The sequence below is a fragment of the Kiritimatiellaceae bacterium genome (assembly GCA_013141415.1).
Lineage (GTDB): Bacteria > Verrucomicrobiota > Kiritimatiellia > Kiritimatiellales > Tichowtungiaceae > Tichowtungia.
Window position 1 is genome coordinate 1 of record JABFQY010000001.1, and the last position, 20,605, is coordinate 20,605.

General features: G+C 51.9%; 17 protein-coding genes. All 17 read left to right on the plus strand.

The genetic code is table 11. The features are described from left to right. The first annotated feature begins 198 nt into the window (after positions 1-198). On the plus strand, positions 199-942 hold the full coding sequence (locus HOO88_00005) for a hypothetical protein (GenBank protein NOU35150.1): 744 nt from the start codon (positions 199-201) through the stop codon (positions 940-942). Positions 943-969: 27 nt separating this feature from the next. Further along, positions 970-2,220 carry a glycosyltransferase family 4 protein gene (locus HOO88_00010; protein NOU35151.1) on the plus strand — a complete coding sequence of 417 codons (1,251 nt, stop codon included), beginning with the start codon at positions 970-972 and terminating at the stop codon, positions 2,218-2,220. A 214-nt stretch (positions 2,221-2,434) separates the two neighbouring features. Further along, complete coding sequence (locus HOO88_00015; protein ID NOU35152.1) at positions 2,435-3,904, plus strand: lipopolysaccharide biosynthesis protein; 1,470 nt, start codon at positions 2,435-2,437, stop codon at positions 3,902-3,904. Next, positions 3,894-5,090, plus strand: coding sequence for a glycosyltransferase (locus HOO88_00020; protein NOU35153.1), 1,197 nt, complete (start codon positions 3,894-3,896; stop codon positions 5,088-5,090). Before HOO88_00015 ends, HOO88_00020 begins: the two co-directional genes overlap by 11 nt. 3 nt (positions 5,091-5,093) lie before the next feature. Then, positions 5,094-6,254: a glycosyltransferase gene (locus HOO88_00025; protein ID NOU35154.1), complete on the plus strand. Its 1,161-nt coding sequence runs from the start codon at positions 5,094-5,096 to the stop codon at positions 6,252-6,254. Between the two features lie 41 nt (positions 6,255-6,295). Continuing rightward, positions 6,296-7,876, plus strand: coding sequence for an O-antigen ligase family protein (locus tag HOO88_00030; protein NOU35155.1), 1,581 nt, complete (start codon positions 6,296-6,298; stop codon positions 7,874-7,876). Next, the gene (locus tag HOO88_00035) at positions 7,873-8,496 is read left to right on the plus strand and encodes an acyltransferase (protein NOU35156.1); all 624 of its coding nucleotides are present in this window, start codon (positions 7,873-7,875) and stop codon (positions 8,494-8,496) included. The genes HOO88_00030 and HOO88_00035 overlap by 4 nt, the downstream gene beginning before the upstream one ends. 35 nt (positions 8,497-8,531) lie before the next feature. Further along, the gene (locus HOO88_00040) at positions 8,532-8,990 is read left to right on the plus strand and encodes a serine acetyltransferase (protein NOU35157.1); all 459 of its coding nucleotides are present in this window, start codon (positions 8,532-8,534) and stop codon (positions 8,988-8,990) included. A 12-nt stretch (positions 8,991-9,002) separates the two neighbouring features. Next, complete coding sequence (locus HOO88_00045; protein NOU35158.1) at positions 9,003-9,872, plus strand: glycosyltransferase; 870 nt, start codon at positions 9,003-9,005, stop codon at positions 9,870-9,872. Between the two features lie 66 nt (positions 9,873-9,938). Next, entirely contained in the window at positions 9,939-11,270 is a 1,332-nt protein-coding gene (locus tag HOO88_00050) for a hypothetical protein (GenBank protein NOU35159.1), read from the plus strand. Between the two features lie 37 nt (positions 11,271-11,307). Then, positions 11,308-12,771: a phosphotransferase gene (locus HOO88_00055; protein ID NOU35160.1), complete on the plus strand. Its 1,464-nt coding sequence runs from the start codon at positions 11,308-11,310 to the stop codon at positions 12,769-12,771. 33 nt (positions 12,772-12,804) lie between these two features. Next, complete coding sequence (locus tag HOO88_00060) at positions 12,805-14,097, plus strand: glycosyltransferase (protein NOU35161.1); 1,293 nt, start codon at positions 12,805-12,807, stop codon at positions 14,095-14,097. Then, a complete protein-coding gene (locus HOO88_00065; protein ID NOU35162.1) occupies positions 14,090-14,851 on the plus strand; it encodes an acyltransferase in 762 nt (253 codons plus the stop codon). Before HOO88_00060 ends, HOO88_00065 begins: the two co-directional genes overlap by 8 nt. Before the next feature lie 329 nt (positions 14,852-15,180). Next, complete coding sequence (locus tag HOO88_00070; GenBank protein NOU35163.1) at positions 15,181-16,290, plus strand: glycosyltransferase; 1,110 nt, start codon at positions 15,181-15,183, stop codon at positions 16,288-16,290. A 33-nt stretch (positions 16,291-16,323) separates the two neighbouring features. Then, entirely contained in the window at positions 16,324-17,562 is a 1,239-nt protein-coding gene (locus HOO88_00075; protein ID NOU35164.1) for a DUF1972 domain-containing protein, read from the plus strand. Positions 17,563-17,633: 71 nt separating this feature from the next. Next, complete coding sequence (locus HOO88_00080; GenBank protein NOU35165.1) at positions 17,634-18,902, plus strand: hypothetical protein; 1,269 nt, start codon at positions 17,634-17,636, stop codon at positions 18,900-18,902. Continuing rightward, a complete protein-coding gene (locus HOO88_00085; protein ID NOU35166.1) occupies positions 18,892-20,598 on the plus strand; it encodes a WecB/TagA/CpsF family glycosyltransferase in 1,707 nt (568 codons plus the stop codon). The genes HOO88_00080 and HOO88_00085 overlap by 11 nt, the downstream gene beginning before the upstream one ends. Positions 20,599-20,605 lie beyond the last annotated feature (7 nt).

Sequence of the window (20,605 nt, forward strand, 5' to 3'; positions counted from 1 at the left end):
CTACAATCTTAAGGAGCTGATATGTCATACATAATGGATAAAGTGAAAAATTCAGTGCCGTATATCAAATTCCGGATTTTCCTATACGGTGTTTTGCCGCGAATGATTTTTCCCGGCGACCGACCACTGAGAAAAAACTTCCAACGGATATTTGGTCGACCGCTGAATCTGGATGCACCGGTCACGTTAAACGAAAAAATGATTTGGTTAATGCTGTATGACCGACAAGATTTCCATACAACTTGCGCCGACAAATATGCCGTCCGGGAGTATTTCGCCGAGAACTTTGGCGAAGAGGGATTGATTCCTCTCTTATACCGAACAACGGACTGGAGGGACATAAAATACGAGAACATTCCGGATTGTCCTTGCGTCATCAAATCCAATAGCGGTAGCGGCTGGTACCAGATTGTCCGTGATAAAAACAAAATCGACTTTGCGCAGTTACGGAACAACTGCAAGAAGTGGATGCACACCAACTATTATTATTTATCCAATCAGTGGCAATACAAGAACATCAAGCCATGCATCATGATCGAAAAACTGCTTCTAACGCGCGACGGGAAGCTCCCGAACGATTACAAGCTCAATTTTTTTAACGGGAAACTGGAGTTCGTCTACTGTTCGATTGATCGCGAAGGGGAAAATACGCGGAACATCTATGATGCGACGTGGAACCCGCTCCATTTTTCCTGGGTGAATGCGGCGAAAAAAAATGCTGATGTGCGCGGTGAAGATATCCCGCCTCCGCCTACATTCCAGCGAATGGTGGAAGTCGGGTCTGAAATCGCTCGGCATTTCAAATATGTTCGAGTGGATTTCTACGATGTTGACGGCGCCTTATATTACGGAGAAATCACGTTGCATCATGGCGGCGGCCTGGATGTCTTTGTGCCTGAAACGTACGATACTTTGCTTGGAAATAAGCTTAACATCCTGTGATTTCCGTATGGAGGTTCGATTGGACTTATGAACTTGGCTGCCCGATTTTTAAAAGTGATTTTTTTGGAAAAGGCCGACGGCCCGCGAAAACGCAGGAGGGGAGGCCAATATGATGTTCTGTTGGCGGTTTGGAATGTCTTTCGGAGCCCGGAGCAATGGCGGGGTTTTGAGTCCGCCGGGTTATCCGTCCATTGGGTCGGAGATCATCATGTCCCGCCTCGCCGCGGAGAAGTGACAAAGCGGTCTTTTTCCTGGTTCTCATTCATAGCGCGCATGCTTTACGCTTTTGTATTGCGTAGAGAATGGCTGTTGCATCTAAGCATGAATCTCTTTGATCTTTTCTCAGGGACACGGCGGCTTAATTCGAGACTTGTTTGGGCGTATGTTGAAATGAACACACTTCTTATCCGAAGAGCCAAAAAGAAAGGGATCCCTGTCGTATTGGATAATCCGATAGCCCACATGCGCCGGTTTTGTGAAGACCTTAAACCCGAATATGAGGCACTAGGTTTGGAGTTTCACGAGAAACACATTCGTAGGTGGACCCAAAAGGCGGAGGAAGAGTATGCGTATGCCGATTGGTTTAATGTGGGCAGTCGTTTTGTAAAAAAAACTCTGGTGGGAAGAGGGGTTCCTTCAGAGAAAATATTTGTGAACCATACCGGTGTTGACAGCCGTCGGTGGGAAGAGGCCTTTAAAAACCGGAAGCATGACCGGAGAACGATGACCTTTGTATGTACAGCACATATTACCCCGCGCAAGGGGATACAATATTTAATTAAAGCCTGGGAGCAGGCGTCCCTTGAAGATGCGGAGCTGTTGATTTGCGGCGGGGGGGCTCTTCCATGGGAACGGATTTGTCCAAAAATGCCGGACAATATCAGGTTCATCGGCCCCGTAAAACATCGGCAGCTCATGGATATCTACGCTGGCTCTGATGTTTACGTATTGCCATCACTTTTGGAAGGGTTTGTCCGGTCCGGTCTGGAGGCTATGGCGTCAGGGCTTCCCTTGATTATCACGGAAGAGACGGGACTAACAGATGTGTGTTCGGACGGGGCCGAGGGGTGGGTGATTCCGGCGCGCAATACGGATCAGCTCGCTGAGCGACTTGTGTGGTGTCGTGCGAATCCGGATGCCGTCCGTGTTGCGGGGGAGCGAGCATTTATGAAAATGCAGGGGCGTAGCTTCGATTCGTACGGAGCGCGCTGTGCAGCCATAGCAAGGGCGATCATCGAGGGGCGCAGCCCGATGAGCGTAGAGGGCGTGGAAGCATGAGCCTTAAATTATAGGGGCTCTTTCGTGGAGAAATACTCCGCCGGGCCCCAAAGTACGGCTCGGCAACTTTTATTTCTCCGGTCTCAAACAGACTTTCCGTTTCGCAGCATTTCGCGATCAACTGGCGCCGAGTCTCAAGAACCCGGTTGGTCGTGTTTCTGTTACTCATTCTACGACAACATCTCAAGTGTTGTTAAACGCAACGAAAGTTGTCATGAGCCATATAAAAACATCAGATCTCTTGAACGCGACTTCCGAGCCTTCATCTGGACATTTTAATCTGAAAGCTCGTAAGGGGTGGCTGTGGGGTGCCGCTGAACAACTCCTTCAGCGCGGACTGACCATGGTTGTCAGTTTGGTGCTGGCTCGTATGCTGGATCCGGAAGCTTTTGGGCTGATCGCGTCGGTTTCTATTTTTTTTGCAGTGGCGCAACAGCTGATTGACGGCGGAATCGGATCGCGTATTGTGCAGAAGAAAGAAATTCTGGAAGAGGACTATCTTGCCTTTTTCTGGTGTAACGCCGGGATGTCGCTGTTGACCTGTGGACTGCTGGTTGTTTTTTCCCAAGCAATCGCCCTGTTCTATGGCGACCCTAAGCTGCAGCCTGTTGTGATGGTTATGGCTGTGGTGGTGTTCTTGATGAACGCTGGGCGAGTTCAGGACTCGAGGTTGATTCGGGAACTGCAGTTTAAGAAGTTTTCTTTAGTAGTCGTTATTTCCGTGCTGGCGGGAAGTATTGCGGGGCTTATTCTGGCTTTTGCCGGCGCAGGAGTCTGGGCTATATTGGGTCAGCAGTTGGTTTTTTCACTGACGAGAGCCGTCGCCTTGTGGAGGATTGAGTTCTGGAGACCGTCCGGTTTGCCCGCATGGCGTGCGGTCAAAGATCTCTATTCTTTCGGGCTCCCGCTCATGGTTTCTCAAACAATCCGTGGATTTTCTGAACAATTAATCAATGCACTGGGGGCTCGGTATGTGGGCATGACTCCATTGGGGTTTTATGACCGCGGACGGTTCATTCCCGGGAATGCGGCGACATTCGTTCAATGTATTTTTTTTAGAACCAATTTGACGCTATTGTCCAAACTGCAACACCGGGACGATGAATTCAGGAGTGTGTATTTGGACTTTCTTCAGGTGGTCATTCCTTTTTGTTCTCTTTTGTTGACGGGATTGGCGGTCTGTGCCCCGGAAATCATAGAGGTTGTTCTGGGGGCGAAGTGGCTGCCTTCGATTTGGTATTTTCGGGCCGGATGTGTAATGAGCGGGTTGTATCTTTTCTTTCTGATTAATCAGGAGGCGCTGAGAGCCAAGGGGGCTGTTGCTGAATTGTTCCGGCAAAATATTATTTATGCGATTCTGCAGGTAGTTTTTGTCTCCATCGGATTGGTTGCAGGACTCCCCGGAATGTTTGCAGGGTTGATTCTCGGTTGCGGGGTGTCTTGCCTGCTTCATATGAGAGTCGTTGGCATGAAGAGTCTGATAACCGTCTCCTCGCAATTCAGGGTTCTTGTGAAACCGTTTTTCTGGGCGCTCTTTATGACTTTACTTATGCTTTGGATCAGGCTCAACGTGGCAGCATTGTGGATAAAGTTTATGCTTTGCGGAATTACCGGAGCAATCACGCTTGGTCTGTTTTTATACATAATATTCACCGAAAAGACGGAATCAAAAAGTGAATTATAAAAACTGGATCACCTGTACCCCGGTGGCGTTTCGCGGGGATGAAAAAACTTTTTTCAGCCGGGATTCAGGGTTGTGTTGCCGCGCACTGCAAGCGCTGGGAGCCAGCGCTAAGGTCGTGATGCCTGAGCCGGTTTGGGACGATGAGCCGGATGTCTTACGCGCACCTTATGGCCGGTTAAGTGACCCCGGATTCTGGCGGGAGCAGGGGGTTGACGCCGTCATTCTGTATTCCTGGGCACATCCTCGATATACATCAATTGCCGAAGCAATCCGTGCGAGTGGATTAAAGCTCTACTTGAACATGGATATGGAAGGGTTAATCAGCCCGTTTGTTGAGTCGGTCGCTTATGTCCGGATGATGTGGGCTGTTCAACGGCAGAAACGGGGCGTATTGTTCGGGACAATGAACACTCTTTGCCGGCTGGGCTGGCAGTGTATCGGACTTCATAAACATTTTTCCCGGTTGCGGCACATGGATTGCGCAGATGCCATCGGAGTGGTTTCGCCGATCGCCGCAGAGAGGGTTCGAAAATATGCCCGGTTTCTCGGCCGGAACGATATCGCCAAAAAGGTTCACTTTGTTCCCCATCCGATTGATCAAACCATGCACTACGCCAGCTCTGCAAAACAGGAACAGGTGGTCGCTGTGGGCAGGTGGGATGATTTTGTTCAAAAACGTCCTGATGTCTTGATTGAAGTTGCGGCAAAAGTGCTGGCGAAAAATTCGACCGTCCGGTTTGTAATTGCTGGGAAAGATTCCGGCCGGTGCGCAGCGGAGATCGCGGCCAATGTGCCGGAAGCTAAAAACCGGGTAGTTGGTTATGAACGGCTTGAGCACGATGAATTGTGCGAGCAGATGAGCCGGGCGCAGATATCACTTTGTACTTCGCGGTATGAGAGTTTCCATATCGCCTCCGGCGAGGCGCTTTTGTGTGGCTGCTCTATTGTTGCGCCCAAGTCGCCCTGTTTGCCATCGCTGCCTTATTTTATCGACGGGAATTTTTCGGGGCGGCTGGCTGAAAACAATCCGGACGCGCTGGCCGATGCGGTGTTGGCTGAGCTGGATGCCTGGAAGTTCGGCGAGCGCGATGCGGCAGCGATTGCTCATATCTGGCGGGAACGTATTTCTTCTGGAGCCGTTATCCGGCAAATTGACGTGTTACTGTCGACTGCAAGGAATCGATAAACAATGAAGGTTCTCTGGTTATGTGGTGTGCCGCAGGAAGTGCAAACAGTGGCGCTTGACGGCAAAAACGTTGGGGCGTATGCCGCCTGGTCCTGGGTAATGGGTCATCTGCCTCCGCCGGAGGGAGTGGAGTTGCATATTGCCTGTCCGGCGAAGAACATCTCCGCGCCGCTTGAGGTCGAATATAGAGGCGTGACATTTCATCTGTTCCCGTATGTCCGCGGAGCGGCCTATACATTCTTCCAGACCTGGCTGCCGGGGTTTCGGCGCGTATATGAAAAGATCAGCCCGGATTGGGTGCAGGGATGGGGCACCGAAGCCGGATTCAGCTCGGCGGCATTACGGCTGACGCCGAACCGGAGTATCGTTGAAATTCAGGGCATCCTTTCTGACTATTATCCGCATATGCAGAAATCTCTGATGTTATGGTTTAGTATTTTGAATGAGCGGATCACGTTACGGAAAGCACCCCGTCTGCTGGCTGAAAGTGAATATTCGGCACAGGAGACCAAAAAATATACCCGGGGCGGGGTTGGCGTTATCCCCCATCCTTTACGGGATGACTTCCTGCAGATTGATGCCGGACAGAAAAAGAAACCCCAGATTGTTTTTCTTGGCGCGTTAACGGATCGGAAAGGCATTAAAGATGCCGTTCGCGCATTCGCCGGTGCTTCGTCCAATGATTGGAATCTGATTTGCATTGGACGGGGCAAGATCGAGTACGAACAGGAAGTCCGCGACCTGATACGGGAGCTTGGGGTTGAAGCGCGCGTCAAAATGTGCGGCACGTTGAATCCGGTAGAAATTATAAAGCTGTTTCAGGAAAGCCCGGTTTTCCTTCTGCCAACGTACATGGATACCGGTCCGACAGCGTTGAAAGAGGCTTTATCCATGGGACTTTGGCCGGTCTGCTATAATAATTCCGGGCCGCAGGAATTGATCGGGCATTATCAATATGGGTCATTGGCTCCAACCGGCGATATTCCGGCGCTAACCGAGAGTTTGCGGAACGTGCTGGCTGGTCGGCCGTGGGATGGTCCTGGACGGATGAAGCAGTGCATCGGGCAGGTGCGGCACGACTTGAGCCGCGAAACAGTCTGGGCACAGCTGATGGCGTGCTATACAGATAAGTATTGGGAAAGCGCGGCGAATGCTACGCATTAAAGCTTAATGACGGACTCCAAACAATCAATCCAAAGATACCTATGAATAATCCTCCCAACAGCCAGATGTTAACCATCTGGGGCTTTGTTTTGGTTTTTTTTGGGGCGATCCTTTATTTCGTCAGCAAGGGACAGTTTATTCATGCCGGTGTAGCGGCCGCTTTGATTCCGCTTCTGACCTTGGCGCATTCCCCAGGTAAATGGTGGCTGGTGGCGGTAATGCTCTCCAATAGCGGGCTGGTAATTCCGGGCGCTGCGACAAAGCTCGCCGCCCCTCTTCTTGCCAGTGCTGGCTTTATCGGGCTTTCACTGCTGGACCGTATTTCTCACGGAACCAAATTGAGGACTCTGGGTTCGCCCCAACGAATGGCGGGGGCGCTGGTTCTTTTATTGGTGTGTCTTGCTTCGTATCGCGGCTGGGGGCTGAAGTTTTTGGGAAGCGCCAACTGGGGCGGGATGCAATACATTCAGTTGATGGTCGGGCTCCTATTTTTCTTTTACTCCAGACAAGTGAAAGTCGGTGAGAAATGGCTTTCCCGGGCGATTATGCTTTATTTCGGTTTAGCGCTTCTGCCTACAACGATTACGTTGCTCGCCCTTTATATTCCGGCGTTGTCTGCACTCGGGGCGTTTATTGAAATTGAAAAATCGACGCAGTTTGATCCGTCTGCGATCGGGGCTGGGATTAAGCGGGTTCAATCTCTGCATATGCCGGCGACCGTGCTTAGCTACTTCGCTCTGCTGCTGTTCGATCGGAATCTTAAAGTTTCCTGGAAAGTGCTCGGAGTGGGAGCGGGCTCCTTTGTGCTGGCGGGAATGTCCGGCCATCGCGTTGTAATCGTTAAGATGGGGTTGCTGGTGGCAATTTATGCAGTGATACGATGGCGGAAAATTCCTCAGGCAGTGAAGCTGAAGGGGGCCGTTGCGGGCCTTTGTTTGCTGGCTTCAATTTATGCTTTTGCCCAGTTTCTGCCGCTTGGATTCCAGCGGTCACTGAGCGTTCTGCCGGGAATTACAGTAGGGGGTGTTGCCAGAGGAGACGCGCAGAATACATCTGACTGGCGCATTGAGATGTGGCGCAAGGCGCTGCCGATGATTCCGGAATATCTGTTGATCGGTCGCGGGTCGGGATTTAACCTGAAAGAAGCCTATGGCGCGTATACTTTGGCATCCGATACAACTACGAAGCATGAGTTTTTTATCGCCACGCACAGCTATCATAACGGCCCGCTTTGGGCCTTGGTTGACTTGGGGGCGCCAGGCGCTTTTCTGGTGTTTGGGTTTATGGTGACAGCCATTATCCGCTATGGCCGGAGGCTTACCTGGAACCATTCGCCATTTATGGGATCCGCCTATGCCGTTTTCTATTCCGTGCTGATTTCATATTTCATCTTTTTTCTGGCGGTTTTCGGCTATTCTGGAGACGTTATTCAGATGGCGTTGCTAGCCGCTATCCTTGAGGTAATCAGCGAGCAGGTGAAGGGAGCGTCTAAAAACAGCCAGACAAGGACGGAGATCAGATCCGGATGGAGGTCTTTACAAAAGACGGGTCACCCTAACGGCACCCGGCATCCATCGCCCGACCCTTACCGCCTGACTAACAATCCGAAAACGACAGTATGAAACGAACACTTAGAAATAAACTTTACTCCGCATGGGATCTGCTTTGGATCAAGCTGGATTTCGGCAGTTCAACTCTGTGCAGCCGGATTTCTCTATGGTGGCAGGGCTGTTCTCCGGGGAAGGGACTCAAAACAAGCGGCCCTTGCTATTTCAAAGCACGGGCAGCGGGATCCATCGTGATCGGGGAAAGTATGTACCTCAATGCAAGTCACCGCACAAACAGAGTGGGATTGAATAATCCCGTATTGATAGAAACTCTGGGCGACGGGGTTATTGAAATTGGATCCTGCAGCGGGGCTTCATCGGTGGTGATATCTTCCCGTTCCAGAATAACCATCGGCAGCAACACCATAATGGGCGGAAACGTCCGGATATTTGATCACGACTTTCACTCATTGAATCCATCTGCGTGGCGAACCAGTGAGGACGCAAAGCTGGTTCAGTCCAGACCGGTTACGATCGGGAACAATGTTTTTATTGGAACCAACGCCATGGTTCTTAAAGGCGTCAGTATCGGCGATAACGCGGTTATTGGCGCGGGATCTGTTGTTACAAAAAATGTCGGGAACGGGGAAATTTGGGCGGGCAATCCCGCCAGGAAAATCGGGATGGTTAAGTGAGCAGAGGCGCCGGCAGGCACGGATTGGACGATCGTATGAACAGAAATGACAGGTATCCCAGAAATAAATGGGTTGGAAACACCCGGTTGGTGCTGTTTTATTTTTTCTTGAAAAAGCACGGGATCAAAATCCTGTTCCGTCCCTTGGAGGTCATCTTCGGAACAGAGATCTATTGCCCGCTTCCCGAAAAACTTTTTCTGCCCCACCCCTATGGCATTATCGTGGGGCGGTACGTCAGATTGGGCAATAATGTAGTCCTTATGCAGCAGGTGACTCTCGGCGGGAAGAACCCTCACCTTGGCGATGAAACGTGCGAAGATCAGTTCCCGATTCTGGAAGAGGGCGTGTATGTTGGAGCCGGTGCAAAAATATTGGGAAATGTCCGGGTAGGGGAATGGTCGATCGTTGCCGCAAATGCTGTTGTCGTGAAGGATGTCCCTCCTCATTCGATCGTTGGCGGGGTCCCGGCAACAGTCATCGGTTCAACATTGTAATTGGCGTAACGAATGAACAAAAAAATCTCCATCATCACACCGAATCTGAATTGTGGAAAATACCTGTTGGAGGCGATTCGCAGTGTGAGAGACCAGAACGGCCCCGCTGTGGAGCATATTGTGCTCGATGGCGGAAGTACCGATGAGTCCCTGAATATTCTCCGGGAATGGACGGGAGCGGTAAACTGCGGACAGAGGATGGCGGCCGATCCGGCAGACGAACGGGCGATGGAAGGCTCGGCGGTCAGTCCGGACGGGAAATATTCATTCAGATGGATCAGCGGGAAAGACAAGGGACAGACCGATGCGATCAATAAGGGATTCCGCATGGCGAGCGGCGAAATCCGCGCCTGGCTGAACGCAGATGAGTTTTATTATCCAGGAACCCTGCAGGCGGTCTCGGACTTTTTCGACAAAAAACCTGAAACCGGATTGTTGTACGGGCAGGCCATGTTTACACGGGAGGATGGAAGTCCTCTGCGGGTGCGCCCGACTCATCGGCCGGACCGGAATATATTTATTTATTACGGATGTTACATTGTTTCTGTTGCGACGTTTTATAACGGGAAAATATTCAATGAGGGCATTTTTCTGGATGACAGCTACCGGGTGACGATGGATTTTGAATTTTATGCCCGGCTGTGGAAGCTGGGCTATGTATTTGAGTATCTTCCGTGCGTGCTCGGAGCGTTTCGTCTGACCGGCGATAATGTGAGCGTCCGGCTGGCGGAGCGAAGAAGGCAGGAGCGCCTTCAGGTTCAGCAAAAATACGGAGCCAGACTTCTCTGGGGACCGATGCCCCGGGTTGTTTTGGGCGGTCTGCGGCAATTATACCGGTTGAAGTCCGGCTGGATACGGATGAAGGACCGGATTCGTTCTTAAATAACGGGGCGTTGACAGCGTGCTCCTTGTCGTGACGCTGACGGTGTAAAAAGTCGAAGAAAAGATATGGCATGCAGATCAGAAAAATGGGTTCCTGCGCTCTTCAGTGCATGGGAGGCGGCAGGGATAAAATATGTCGTTTTGCGGAATTACGAAAAACTCCCGGCGGATACAGGGAATGACCTCGACCTTCTGGTTGATCCGGTCCGGATTCGCGTGGCGGAACAGATTTTAATCCGGGTGATGAATGAACGAGGCGGGATTCTCCACAACCGGGCCGAGTTTTCACCGGTCTCTCTTTTCTTTCATGATCCGCTGACGAAAGAACAGTTCCATGTGGATTTATTCCGCGATTTGAAATGGCGCGGATTCGACCTGCTCCGGCCTGAGAAGGTTCTGGATCGTTCGATCCGGTATAACGGGATGTCTATTCCGTCTCCGGCGGATGAGTCTATTTTGAATCTGCTGACCCGGCTTGTTTTCGGCGGGTATGTTAAGGAAAAATATAAACTTCCGGTCCGGGATGTATTTCTTGCCCGGGCGGAAGAAACAAAGCGCGGCCTTCAAATGGTTCTGGGGCCGCTGGGACTGCGAATTTGGCAGCAGGTGGAGCGCAAGGAATTTGGTGCGATAGAAAAGCAGGTTCATCGTATCAGGGGGATCTTGATTTTGAGATCTGTCTGTCAAAGACCCTTGCAGACCGCCGGGGAGATCTGCCGCGATGCGGGACGACTGATTGCCCGCTGGGTGCGGACTCCCGGCCTGTCGATTGTGCTGATGGGCCCCGACGGTTGCGGAAAGACGAGCGTCGGAACGGCGCTGAAAAAACGTCTGGCCGGAACCTTTTATGAAGAATATGTGCACCATCTTCATTGGAAACCGCGCCTGATGAAAAAGATGGCAGATGCCGCCGTTCCTTTTGGCATCCCCTGCACCGATCCGCACGGGAAGCCCGCAAGAAATCCGGTGGTGAATATTCTCTATTTTCTGGCGCACAGTCTCGAGATTCCTCCCGCCTGGCTGTTGCGGGTTCGACCCCGCCTGTTTCGCAATATGCTGGTGATGATTGACCGCTACTACTACGATTTTATGGTCGATTCGAAGCGCTACCGGATGAATGTATCGGAAAAGTGGGCCTGGTTCATGTACCGCTTTATGCCGAAACCTGATCTGGTTTTTTGTCTGACGGCCCCGACGGAAGTGATCCAGGCCCGGAAGCAAGAAGTCTCAGCGGAGGAAACGGAGCGGCAACGGCTGGCTTATGAAAAGGTTGCCTGTCAGTTGCCTTATGGCCACGTGATCGATACCAACCGGCCACTGAATCAGGTGGTGGATGAAGTGGAGTCGGTTGTTTTGAAGCAACTTTCAGAGCGGGCGGCAAAAAGAATAAAGAAGTAACCGCCGATTTCAACTGAGTTGTCGGCACTGAAACGGCATGCGAACCGATCTCCCGACATTTCGAGCATCTTTGCGACTAAAAATGAGCGCCCAAAAAACAAGCTGGTTTTTGTTTTTCGACAAAGGTGATGAGGTGCTGGCTTTGCCGTCATGGGCTGCGCCGCGCATTCTGATCGTTTCGCGCTCACTGCGGCAGCGCTGGCGCGACAGTGCCGCTTTCTATCCGGCATTTCGTTTTCGAGCCAGACTTGTGAAGCTGGTTGTCCGGACAGCTGCGGCCTTTTTCCCGAGGCTGTTTTTGCGGCAGAGCAGAAAAGATGCAGGCGGTACAAAGTACAGGCTGGCAAAGTTCTTAAATCACACATTTCCCAGCTTCAAACAGTCGGCCATCGCCTATTCACTGTTTTCGGATTATTTCATTTCCACCGGAATCCTTGCGGCAGACGAATATGTTGACTGTGCTGATCGACGGGGGCAGCTGACCGATCTGCTTCGCAACTGGTTTCCCCAAACTGATCGGGTGGTCTTGGTGGCCGGCGCAGCTTCTGATCCCAAGCAAAAGCTCGTTGCCAAGCTGGTGGATCAAGGCGGCAAGATGGTCGGATTTGTTAAATTCGGAGAAAAGCCTCTTGCGCGCCAGCGCATTGAAACTGAGGCTGAGATTCTGCAGTCACTGCCTGCGGGATGCGGCCCCTGTTTCCAGGGAGTGGAGAAATCTGAACCCTACTCCTGTTTTGCCATGAGCGCAGTGGACGGAAAGATGCCGGAAGCGAAGCTTCCTGCATCGGTTGACAGTTATCAGCTGTCGGCAGTCAGGGAATATTTAGAAAGGCTCCGGATATCCGATGTCACATTTGGTGTGGACGACCATCCCGCTATTATGAGGATACGTAAAGAAGTGGCGGGTGGCGGGTGGCAAGTGGCAAGCGACCCCCGCCAGCCATCAACCATCAACGAACAACTGGACAGCTTGCTGGAGCCTCTGCGGGAGCAGCGCTGGCCGCTAGTCATTCAACATGGTGATTTCACACCGTGGAACGTGTTGCGCATCTCCGAGGGCAGAAGACTGAAGGTGGAGGATGGCAGCCTATCGTCTGTTGTCAGTCATCAGTCGTCCGAACTATGCGCGATTGACTGGGAAGAAGGAACGACCGAAGGATTCCCTCATTTTGATTTTATTTATTACATTCTGCAAACGGCCTATTTCATGCACCACTGGTCCGCCGCGCAGGCATCCGCTTATGCTCGGGATGTTCTTAGTTCCCAGTTGTCAGTTGATAGGGACTGCCCAACAACGACCAACTATCAACCATCAACTGAGCCGTTTTCTGTTCCCAGTCATCCGTCTTCCGTCATCAGTTCTCTGATAAAGCTTGCTGCATTGGATGCCTGGTTGGCCGGAGAACGCGGTGGCCTTTCCGGCAAGCCGCTTCAGCAATTCCGTCTTTCAATAGTTAACTTTTCTGCCGCAGGCGGATCTGCCAGAGGCAGAAAGACCTAGCACCTTCCGTTTAACCCCTTGTCTGGATTTCTCATGCCCACTAATAGCCAATCTCAAATAACTAATAACCCGCCGAAATCAAAACGCCTTCGCGTCCTGATTTCGGCATATGCCTGTGAACCCGGAAAAGGATCCGAAGCCGGTGTCGGCTGGAATATGGCTTTGCAGATGTCCAGGTTGCACGACGTTCACGTTATCACCCGTGCTAACAACCGAGGCGTGATCGAAAAAGGGCTTCCCGCCGGCAGCACGGTTCAGTTTATTTACTACGATCTCCCCAAATGGGCCATGTGGTGGAAACGCGGCCTGCGCGGTGCCCAGCTCTATTATTACTTATGGCAGATTTTTTCGGGGCGTATGTTGAAAAATAAATATGCCGGCGTCTTTGATGTCGGTCATCACGTCACGTATGTGCGTTACTGGATGCCGACCAGTTTCCCAATGCTTGGAATCCCTTACCTGATCGGTCCGGTCGGCGGGGGGGAATTCGCGCCGATGAAATTTGAAAACCGCTTCGCCTTGAGGCCGTTGATTTATGAAAAGGTGCGCCGTCTGGTTCGGACCTTTGTGCCGCTTGATCCTTTTGTCCGCGCCAGTATCGCCGGTGCCTCATTCGTTCTGTCCACAACCAAGGAGTCCGCTCGGAAAATCCAAAAACTGAAAGCCCGGCGGGTGGAAATCTACCCGGAATCCGGTCTTCGCCGCGATGAATTCGACCGGCTGGCTTGTGTGCCGGGAAGTCCGGAATCCAATCCGATGGTGTTTGTGAGTTCCGGAAGGCTGCTGGCTTTAAAGGGATTCGAGATGGGACTGCGTGCATTTGCGAGAGCCGGTATAGAAAATGCGAAGTACTGGTTCATTGGTGACGGGCCGGAACGAAAACGGATCGAGCTGCTGGCAGAGGAACTCGGAATTACGAAAAAGGTTTCCTTTAAGGGATGGGTGAAACGGGAGGAGGGGTTGCGTATTCTCTCTTCCGCCCATGTGCTGGTACATCCCAGTCTGCATGACTCCGGCGGATGGGTCTGCCCGGAGGCTATGGCGATGGGCAAGGCGGTTATTTGCCTGAATCTTGGCGGTCCCGGCGCGCAGGTAACAGATGCAACCGGCATCCGGGTTGAGCCTGCCGGATACGAAGAAACGATTGAGCGGTTGGCTCAGGCAATGAAAAAGCTGGCAGCCGACCGTACCCTTCTTCGACGGATGGGTGAAGCCGGACGGCGGGAAGTCGCGGCTAGATATATCTGGGAAAACAAGTGCGAGCATTATTCGGTCATTTACCGGCAGATTGCAGACCAGTCGAAAAGCGGAGGGTCAAATGCGTAAACAAATAGCCAGGTTCTTCGCGTCCCGCAAGGGAATGAATGTCGAAACACTTAATGACTGGACGGCCCGGGAGTGGCTTGGATTTGCCTGGCTGCTGGGGTGCCGGTTGCTGCGCGGCATTTTGGTGCGCCTGCGGCTGGGAAAAACTTCCGGACTGGTTCTGTGCGAGAAAAAGGTTCGTTTGCTTTATCCCCGCTGCATTCGCGCCGGGCGCTCGTTAAGTCTGGAAGAAGGATGCGAAATCGTTGGCTTATCAAAACGTGGAGTAGTTTTCGGAAACCGCTGTACCATGGGCCGTTTCGCAACCATCCGTCCGACCAATGTGCTGGTGGATGAGGCCGGGGAAGGGTTGAAAATGGGGGATCATTCCAACATAGGGGCCTATTCCTATATCGGCTGTTCTGGCTATATCGAACTTGGCGATAATGTGATGATGGGACCGCGGGTCAACCTGTTGGCTGAAAACCATAATTTTGAGCGCACGGATGTGCCGATGAAAGAGCAGGGTGTGTCTCGCGGCACGATTATTATCGAAGATGACTGCTGGCTGGGTGCCAATTGCTCAGTGCTTTCCAATGTTCGGATCGGACGAGGCTCCATTGTGGCGACCGGAGCGGTGGTTACCAAAGACGTTCCACCTTATTCAATTGTTGCCGGAGTTCCGGCGAGAGTGATCAGAAGCCGGGTGTCAACAACGCTCCACCCAACGGATTCGGGCTCGCGGGCAATCTGGGTGACCGGCCTATCGGACTGATCTGTTAGACGCACCGCCTCGATCTTAAACTCCCGGCCGTAGGTCTTGTACGGTTCTCGGCTCATGGGACTCTCCTTCCGGAACACTATAGACCAACCGCAAGGCAGGTGAATCGAAGCTGAAGATCAAAGAGATGGGCAACCGCTATCTCTTCATCGTGTTTTACTGTTGGCTGGAAAAACGGCTTTCGCGCGGCGATTATCATCGCGCGAAGAACTCCGCCGCTGTTAAAAAAGGCGCTTAAAGTCAAAAACCACCACCTCCATCTTCTGAGCAAAATGAAATTTTTATATATCCAGTGCACATCGGATTTATATGGTGCCGGGCGAATGTTGCTGCGAACGGCGTTCCGGCAGATCCTTGACGGACATGCCGTTTGTGTCGTGCTACCGGAAGACGGGCCCTTAGTTCCTGCTCTCAGGGAAATTGGTGTGTCGGTCGAGATCGTTCCGCTCGACCCGACAATCCGGAAAAAGTATTTCAAGTCACCTGTTTCCTTTTGCCGCTTCATAGTCGAATGCATGCGGTCGGTTTCGGCGTTTAAGGCGATATGCCGCAAGTACGACGTGGGTGTCATATATTCAAACACTTCACAGTCTGTGACGGGTGGGATTGTCGCTAAACAGCTCGGAATTCCGCATGTCTGTCATGTTCGCGAGAGCTATGCCGGGTTTGGCTTCTTCTGGAAACTATACCGGCAGTTTCTTTTGAAATACTCCGGGAAAATTATTTGCGTGTCTGATGCCATTGCCGCCCAGTTTCCCAAGGGAAAAATCGGGAATAAAGTCGTGGCGGTGCATGACGGATTTCCGCTCGATGAATTTGATCCGGTTCCGGCCGAACGGATTGCAGGATTTAAAGACAAGTTTGATTTGAATAACCGGTTACTGGTCGGACTTGTCGGCCGGATTATTCTTCAGCGCAAAGGGCAGGATGTTTTTGTAAAAGCAATTGCCCGCCTGAAAGACAAATGGCCCGAGGTTCGTTTTTTAATGATCGGAGCCTGTTATCCCGGGAACGAGTACCATTTGGACAACTTGAACAGGCTGATTGATGATCTTGGGATTCGTAACTTAATTGTTTTCACCGGCGAGGTTAAAGATATCAAAGCCGCCTACGCCGCCCTGGATGTTTCAGTGATGGCCTCGGCCACGCCGGAACCGTTCGGCGGAACAACGATTGAATCTATGGCGTTCGCTAAGCCGGTTGTGGGCACAAATATCGGAGGCACACCGGAACAGATCGGCGACGGTGAAACCGGAATTTTGATTCCGCCGAACGACCCCGACGCTATGGCCGATGCCATTTCGAAATTATTGGCGGATGAGCCGTTGCGCAGCAAGATGGGCCGGGCCGGACGTCAGCGGTTTGAGCGGGAGTTCGGGTTCGGGCCGTATTATAAAAAACTTATGACCGCGGTATCCGGCGTTAATGCCTGACAACCAACATCGAATAACCCATATAAAAGTTGTATGAAAATTGCATTAATCGGTTCCAGAGGTATTCCCGCACGATACAGCGGGTTTGAGCAGTTCTATGAACAGTTTGCTGTTCGTCTGGCGGAGCGCGGTCATGAGGTGACGGTCTATAACCGTTCTCATTTTATTAAGGACGTGAAGAAGGAATATAAGGGAGTACGGATTGTTTCTTTGCCGTCGATTCCGACAAAACATCTGGACACAATCGTTCATACGGCGCTTTCCACGCTCCACGCTCTTTTTTGCCGTTACGACGTTGTTTATTACTGCATCGTCGGCAACAGTCCGCTGGTCTGGATTCCCCGGCTGGCCGGAGCGAAGACGCTGATCAATGTGGACGGCGAGGACTGGGCGCGTGGGAAGTGGTCTGGTTTCGCGAAGACCTATCAAAAGTGGTGTGAAGGTGTCGCCTGTAAAGCGGCTAACGCCGTGATAGCCGACGCGAAGGGAATCCTGACCCGCTATCGCGAGTTATATAATCACGAAACTATATTTGTTCCGTACGGCGCAAATATCCGGAAAAATCTGCGATTTATTCCGGATTTTGCGCAGAAGTCAGAGGACAGAGGACAGAAGTTTGAGGAACGTAGTGACAGACCTAATGCCCAAAGCCTAATGCCTAATGCCTTAAAAAAATATAATCTTCGTCCCGAAGAATATATTTTTTATGTCGGGCGGTTTGTTCCTGAAAACGCGATTGATCTGCTGATTCGGGCGTTCAGACGGTTGAAGACAGAAAAGAAACTGGTGGTGGTCGGCGATGCGCCGTATGCCGACGGCTTCAAAAAGTCTCTGTACGAACTGGCCGCCGGCGATGAGCGGATTATTTTCACCGGGTATGCTTTCGGAGATGATTATGCGCAGCTGAGTGCAAACGCGTATTTCTATGTGCAGCCGGCTGGCATCGACGGAACGCGGCCTGCACTGCTGGATCAGATGGGCTTCGGTAACTGCGTGCTGGTGCGCAACTCCATTGTCAATATGGAGGTTATTGGTGACTGCGGCTGTTTTTTTGATAAAGAACGGCTGGAAGATTCGTTGGTCGAGGTCATGCAGGAACTGGTTGAAAACGGCGACAAGGTGCAGGGTTACAGGGAGAGGGTAACCTCCCGCATCGAGAGCTACTACAACTGGGAATGGGTTACCGCCTTTTATGAAGATCTGTTTCTTCGTCTTAAAGAAGGCCGACCGGCCATTCAATACGATGACTTTTTAAAGGCGATACACGGATAGCTTCCGGGATGAATACTTGCCGAACAGGGCTGATGAACACTCGATGCATAAATATTTGCATTTGGATAATTTTGTTCGCGGCGCTGGCGATCCGGTTTTGTCTGATTCCGTTGTATCCCGGATTTCGTTTCCCGGACGAACACTGGTACGCAGAGATTGCGCAGAATCTGCTGGCGGGCAAGGGATATGTTATGGCAGGGGACGGGGTGCAGCGTTTTGCAATCTGCAAGGCGCCCGCACTGCCGTTTACCCTTGCCGGATGGGGGTTTCTTTTTCCTCTCACCGCCATCTCCATAAAAATTGTTAACGCGCTGTTAAGCTGGTTTGGAATTGTTTTTTTAACGCGGGCGGCGATCCGTTTGTCGAACAGCCGGTGGCCGGCGTTGCTGACGGCGTTATTTGCCGGCTTTCATCCCGCCGTTCTATTCGCAAGCCTGACCAACTATCCCCAGAACGGCCAGCTCCTTTGCATCGGCCTTCTTGTCTGGAATTTAGCCCGCCGGGAGCGCCTCTCTTTTTGCGGCATGATCACGGATGGAATGTTGATCGGCCTAGGGGCGCTGTTTGTTCCTACACATATTTATGCGGTTCCCGCTGTGCTGACGTTTTACGGAGTACGGGGTACGGTGGAAGGCCGCGCCTCGAAACATGATCGCCCAGCCGCTCTGCTGTTGAAAGGTGCCGCGGCACTTTTCGTTGGCGGGCTGATCACAGTCTCTCCATGGCTGATTCGCAATGCATTTGTCGAAAAAGCCTTTATTCCGTTTACGGCGACAGCAGGGCAGCAATTTTACACCGGGTTCAATAAAGAGGCCGGAATGAACACCGGAACAAAGGTCGGCTGTTCAGATGAGATGATTGCGGATCTGCGGGCCGCACAAACAGGCAGGAAGTTTGAAGCGGTTCATTGGACGTATGCAATGAAGTGGGTGGAAGAGAACAGGCTCGCTGCGGCAAAACTCTGGGGGCTTAAATTTTTGAACTGGTTTCGGTGGGACAACGGAACGCTGAATACGGAGCAGGCTCAGGCTGGCGCGGGATCGGTCTGGATTCAGCGGTTGAGCTCGGTGTTTGTGTTGGTTGTATGTGTAACAGGATGCGTACGCCGGTGGCCGAAGGAAAAGCGCTGGCCGTTGTTTATTGCAGTACTGATGCTGGCGAACGCGTTCGGACATGCTTTTTTTATTTCCCGCTATCGTTACCGGCTTCCGTTTGAACCGCTACTGCTGATGGCCGGGTTCTGTGGATGGGGCGCCTGGATGCGGATGTTAAAACAAAAAGATACAGTTGGAGTCACGGAAATACAGGATGGCACTGCCGGCCTTCACCATGAAAAATAATAAAGTCATAAATCGGGTACTTAATGCACTGCCGCTACTTATCTTTTCGGCAATGCTTATCGGTCTGCTTCTGGTTCGGATGCTGTTCGATATGGTTCTTCCGGCTTGGGGCGCATGGGGAATCGGCCTTATCTGGTGTGTGATGGCATTCGATTATTTAGTCCGCGCAGAGCTGTTTAAGCAGATCGGCGGGTTTGCCGTGATGGCCCTCTCTGTTCTGATTCTGATTGGTGCGCTGATGCCTAAAGAGGACGTCGCCTGTTATCCGCGTATGGCTTCCGAGGAGATAGTTCAGAAGTTTGAATCGACGTGGAATGCGCTCTACACAGGAAATATTTTTGAGACCTATAGCCCGAAGCAACAGTTGCTTGATTATGGAACGTCGCTCAGAAACCTCGACCCGTTTCGTCACGGGAAGATGATTTTATTCGGTCTGCTCGGATTTGCGCTGGCCGTTTGTTATCTGTTTCCGATCGAGCCGTTCCCGCGCAAGCGGAGGGTTGATGGTTGTCAAATGGAAGTTGATAAGGAACCCCCAACAACTCAACAACTTAACAACCTAACAACTGGCGCGAAAACCGCTTACGCGAATCGCTTCGCGCTCCTCTTCCTTACCGGTGCTGTTTTCGCCGTTCAGATGGAGCTGCTTCAGGTGCTTTCACCGACCCGTATGGTGACCGGGGGCAGTGTTCTGGACAGCTGTTTCGGAATTCTGGCCGGACTTCTGCTTTTTGTGCCGATACACTTTTTTTATCTTCGGCTGGCAGAGCATCGCGCAAAAGGATCTCGGCGGTTTAATGTTCTTGGGGTTGGCGTTGATGCGGTGAATATGGAGGACTGTCTTCAATTATTCGAACGAATCATTGAAGGCGAGAGGACGGAGGACGGAGGACGGAGGACAGAAAGTGAAGGTCTGTCATCGGTTGTCTGTCATCAGTCATCCGGGCTAAAAGCCCGTCTTCCTGCGATGACGAGCGCGCTCGGAGTCGCGGGAATCATGGAAGCCCGGCGCAATCCGGAAATGCAGCGTATCCTGAACGAGTCGGTGCTGAATACGCCGGACGGCATGCCGCTGGTCTGGTTGGGCAAGCTATTTGGTTATCAGAATATCGAACGGGTTTACGGCCCCGACCTGTTGCGCGATGTTTGCGCCTATTCGGCGTCCAAGGGCCGAGTTACGCCGGAAGGGCTGATTGAAGGCGGATGGAAACACTTTTTTTACGGTGCGGCCCCGGGAATTGTTGAAAAACTGAAGACGGAGTTAGAGCGAAAACATCCCGGCATCCGGGTCGCCGGAATTTACTGTCCGCCGTTTCGTCCGCTGACGCCAGAGGAAGAAGCTGACCTGATTGCGCAAGTGGCGAAGGCCAAGCCGGATATTTTCTGGATCGGTATCAGCACGCCCAAACAACTCTACTTTATGGATCAGATGCGCGATAAGCTGGACTGCAAGATCATCTGTCCGGTCGGCTACGCCTTTGACGTGAACGCTGGCGTTCAGGAAGATGCCCCGGATTGGGCGAAGTATTCGGGCTTCCAGTGGCTGCATCGGGCCATCAAACAACCGCGACTTTGGAAGCGCTATCTACCGGACAATCCCGGCTTTGTTTTTAAAGTGACTTTGCAAATTCTCCATCTGAGAAAATATCCGATGTTGACCGGCGGGCAGCAGGTGAAAAGGCGAACAACGGAGTGACTTTTTG

What these genes read in the sequence shown, in the direction of transcription:
- HOO88_00030 (NOU35155.1), top strand. Translation starts at nt 6,296, where the DNA reads ATGAATAATCCTCCCAACAGCCAGATGTTAACCATCTGGGGCTTTGTT.
- HOO88_00040 (NOU35157.1), top strand. Translation starts at nt 8,532, where the DNA reads ATGAACAGAAATGACAGGTATCCCAGAAATAAATGGGTTGGAAACACC.
- HOO88_00025 (NOU35154.1), top strand. Translation starts at nt 5,094, where the DNA reads ATGAAGGTTCTCTGGTTATGTGGTGTGCCGCAGGAAGTGCAAACAGTG.
- HOO88_00005 (NOU35150.1), top strand. Translation starts at nt 199, where the DNA reads ATGATTTGGTTAATGCTGTATGACCGACAAGATTTCCATACAACTTGC.
- HOO88_00075 (NOU35164.1), top strand. Translation starts at nt 16,324, where the DNA reads ATGAAAATTGCATTAATCGGTTCCAGAGGTATTCCCGCACGATACAGC.
- HOO88_00050 (NOU35159.1), top strand. Translation starts at nt 9,939, where the DNA reads ATGGCATGCAGATCAGAAAAATGGGTTCCTGCGCTCTTCAGTGCATGG.
- HOO88_00010 (NOU35151.1), top strand. Translation starts at nt 970, where the DNA reads ATGAACTTGGCTGCCCGATTTTTAAAAGTGATTTTTTTGGAAAAGGCC.
- HOO88_00070 (NOU35163.1), top strand. Translation starts at nt 15,181, where the DNA reads ATGTTGCTGCGAACGGCGTTCCGGCAGATCCTTGACGGACATGCCGTT.
- HOO88_00035 (NOU35156.1), top strand. Translation starts at nt 7,873, where the DNA reads ATGAAACGAACACTTAGAAATAAACTTTACTCCGCATGGGATCTGCTT.
- HOO88_00015 (NOU35152.1), top strand. Translation starts at nt 2,435, where the DNA reads ATGAGCCATATAAAAACATCAGATCTCTTGAACGCGACTTCCGAGCCT.
- HOO88_00045 (NOU35158.1), top strand. Translation starts at nt 9,003, where the DNA reads ATGAACAAAAAAATCTCCATCATCACACCGAATCTGAATTGTGGAAAA.
- HOO88_00055 (NOU35160.1), top strand. Translation starts at nt 11,308, where the DNA reads ATGCGAACCGATCTCCCGACATTTCGAGCATCTTTGCGACTAAAAATG.
- HOO88_00065 (NOU35162.1), top strand. Translation starts at nt 14,090, where the DNA reads ATGCGTAAACAAATAGCCAGGTTCTTCGCGTCCCGCAAGGGAATGAAT.
- HOO88_00060 (NOU35161.1), top strand. Translation starts at nt 12,805, where the DNA reads ATGCCCACTAATAGCCAATCTCAAATAACTAATAACCCGCCGAAATCA.
- HOO88_00085 (NOU35166.1), top strand. Translation starts at nt 18,892, where the DNA reads ATGAAAAATAATAAAGTCATAAATCGGGTACTTAATGCACTGCCGCTA.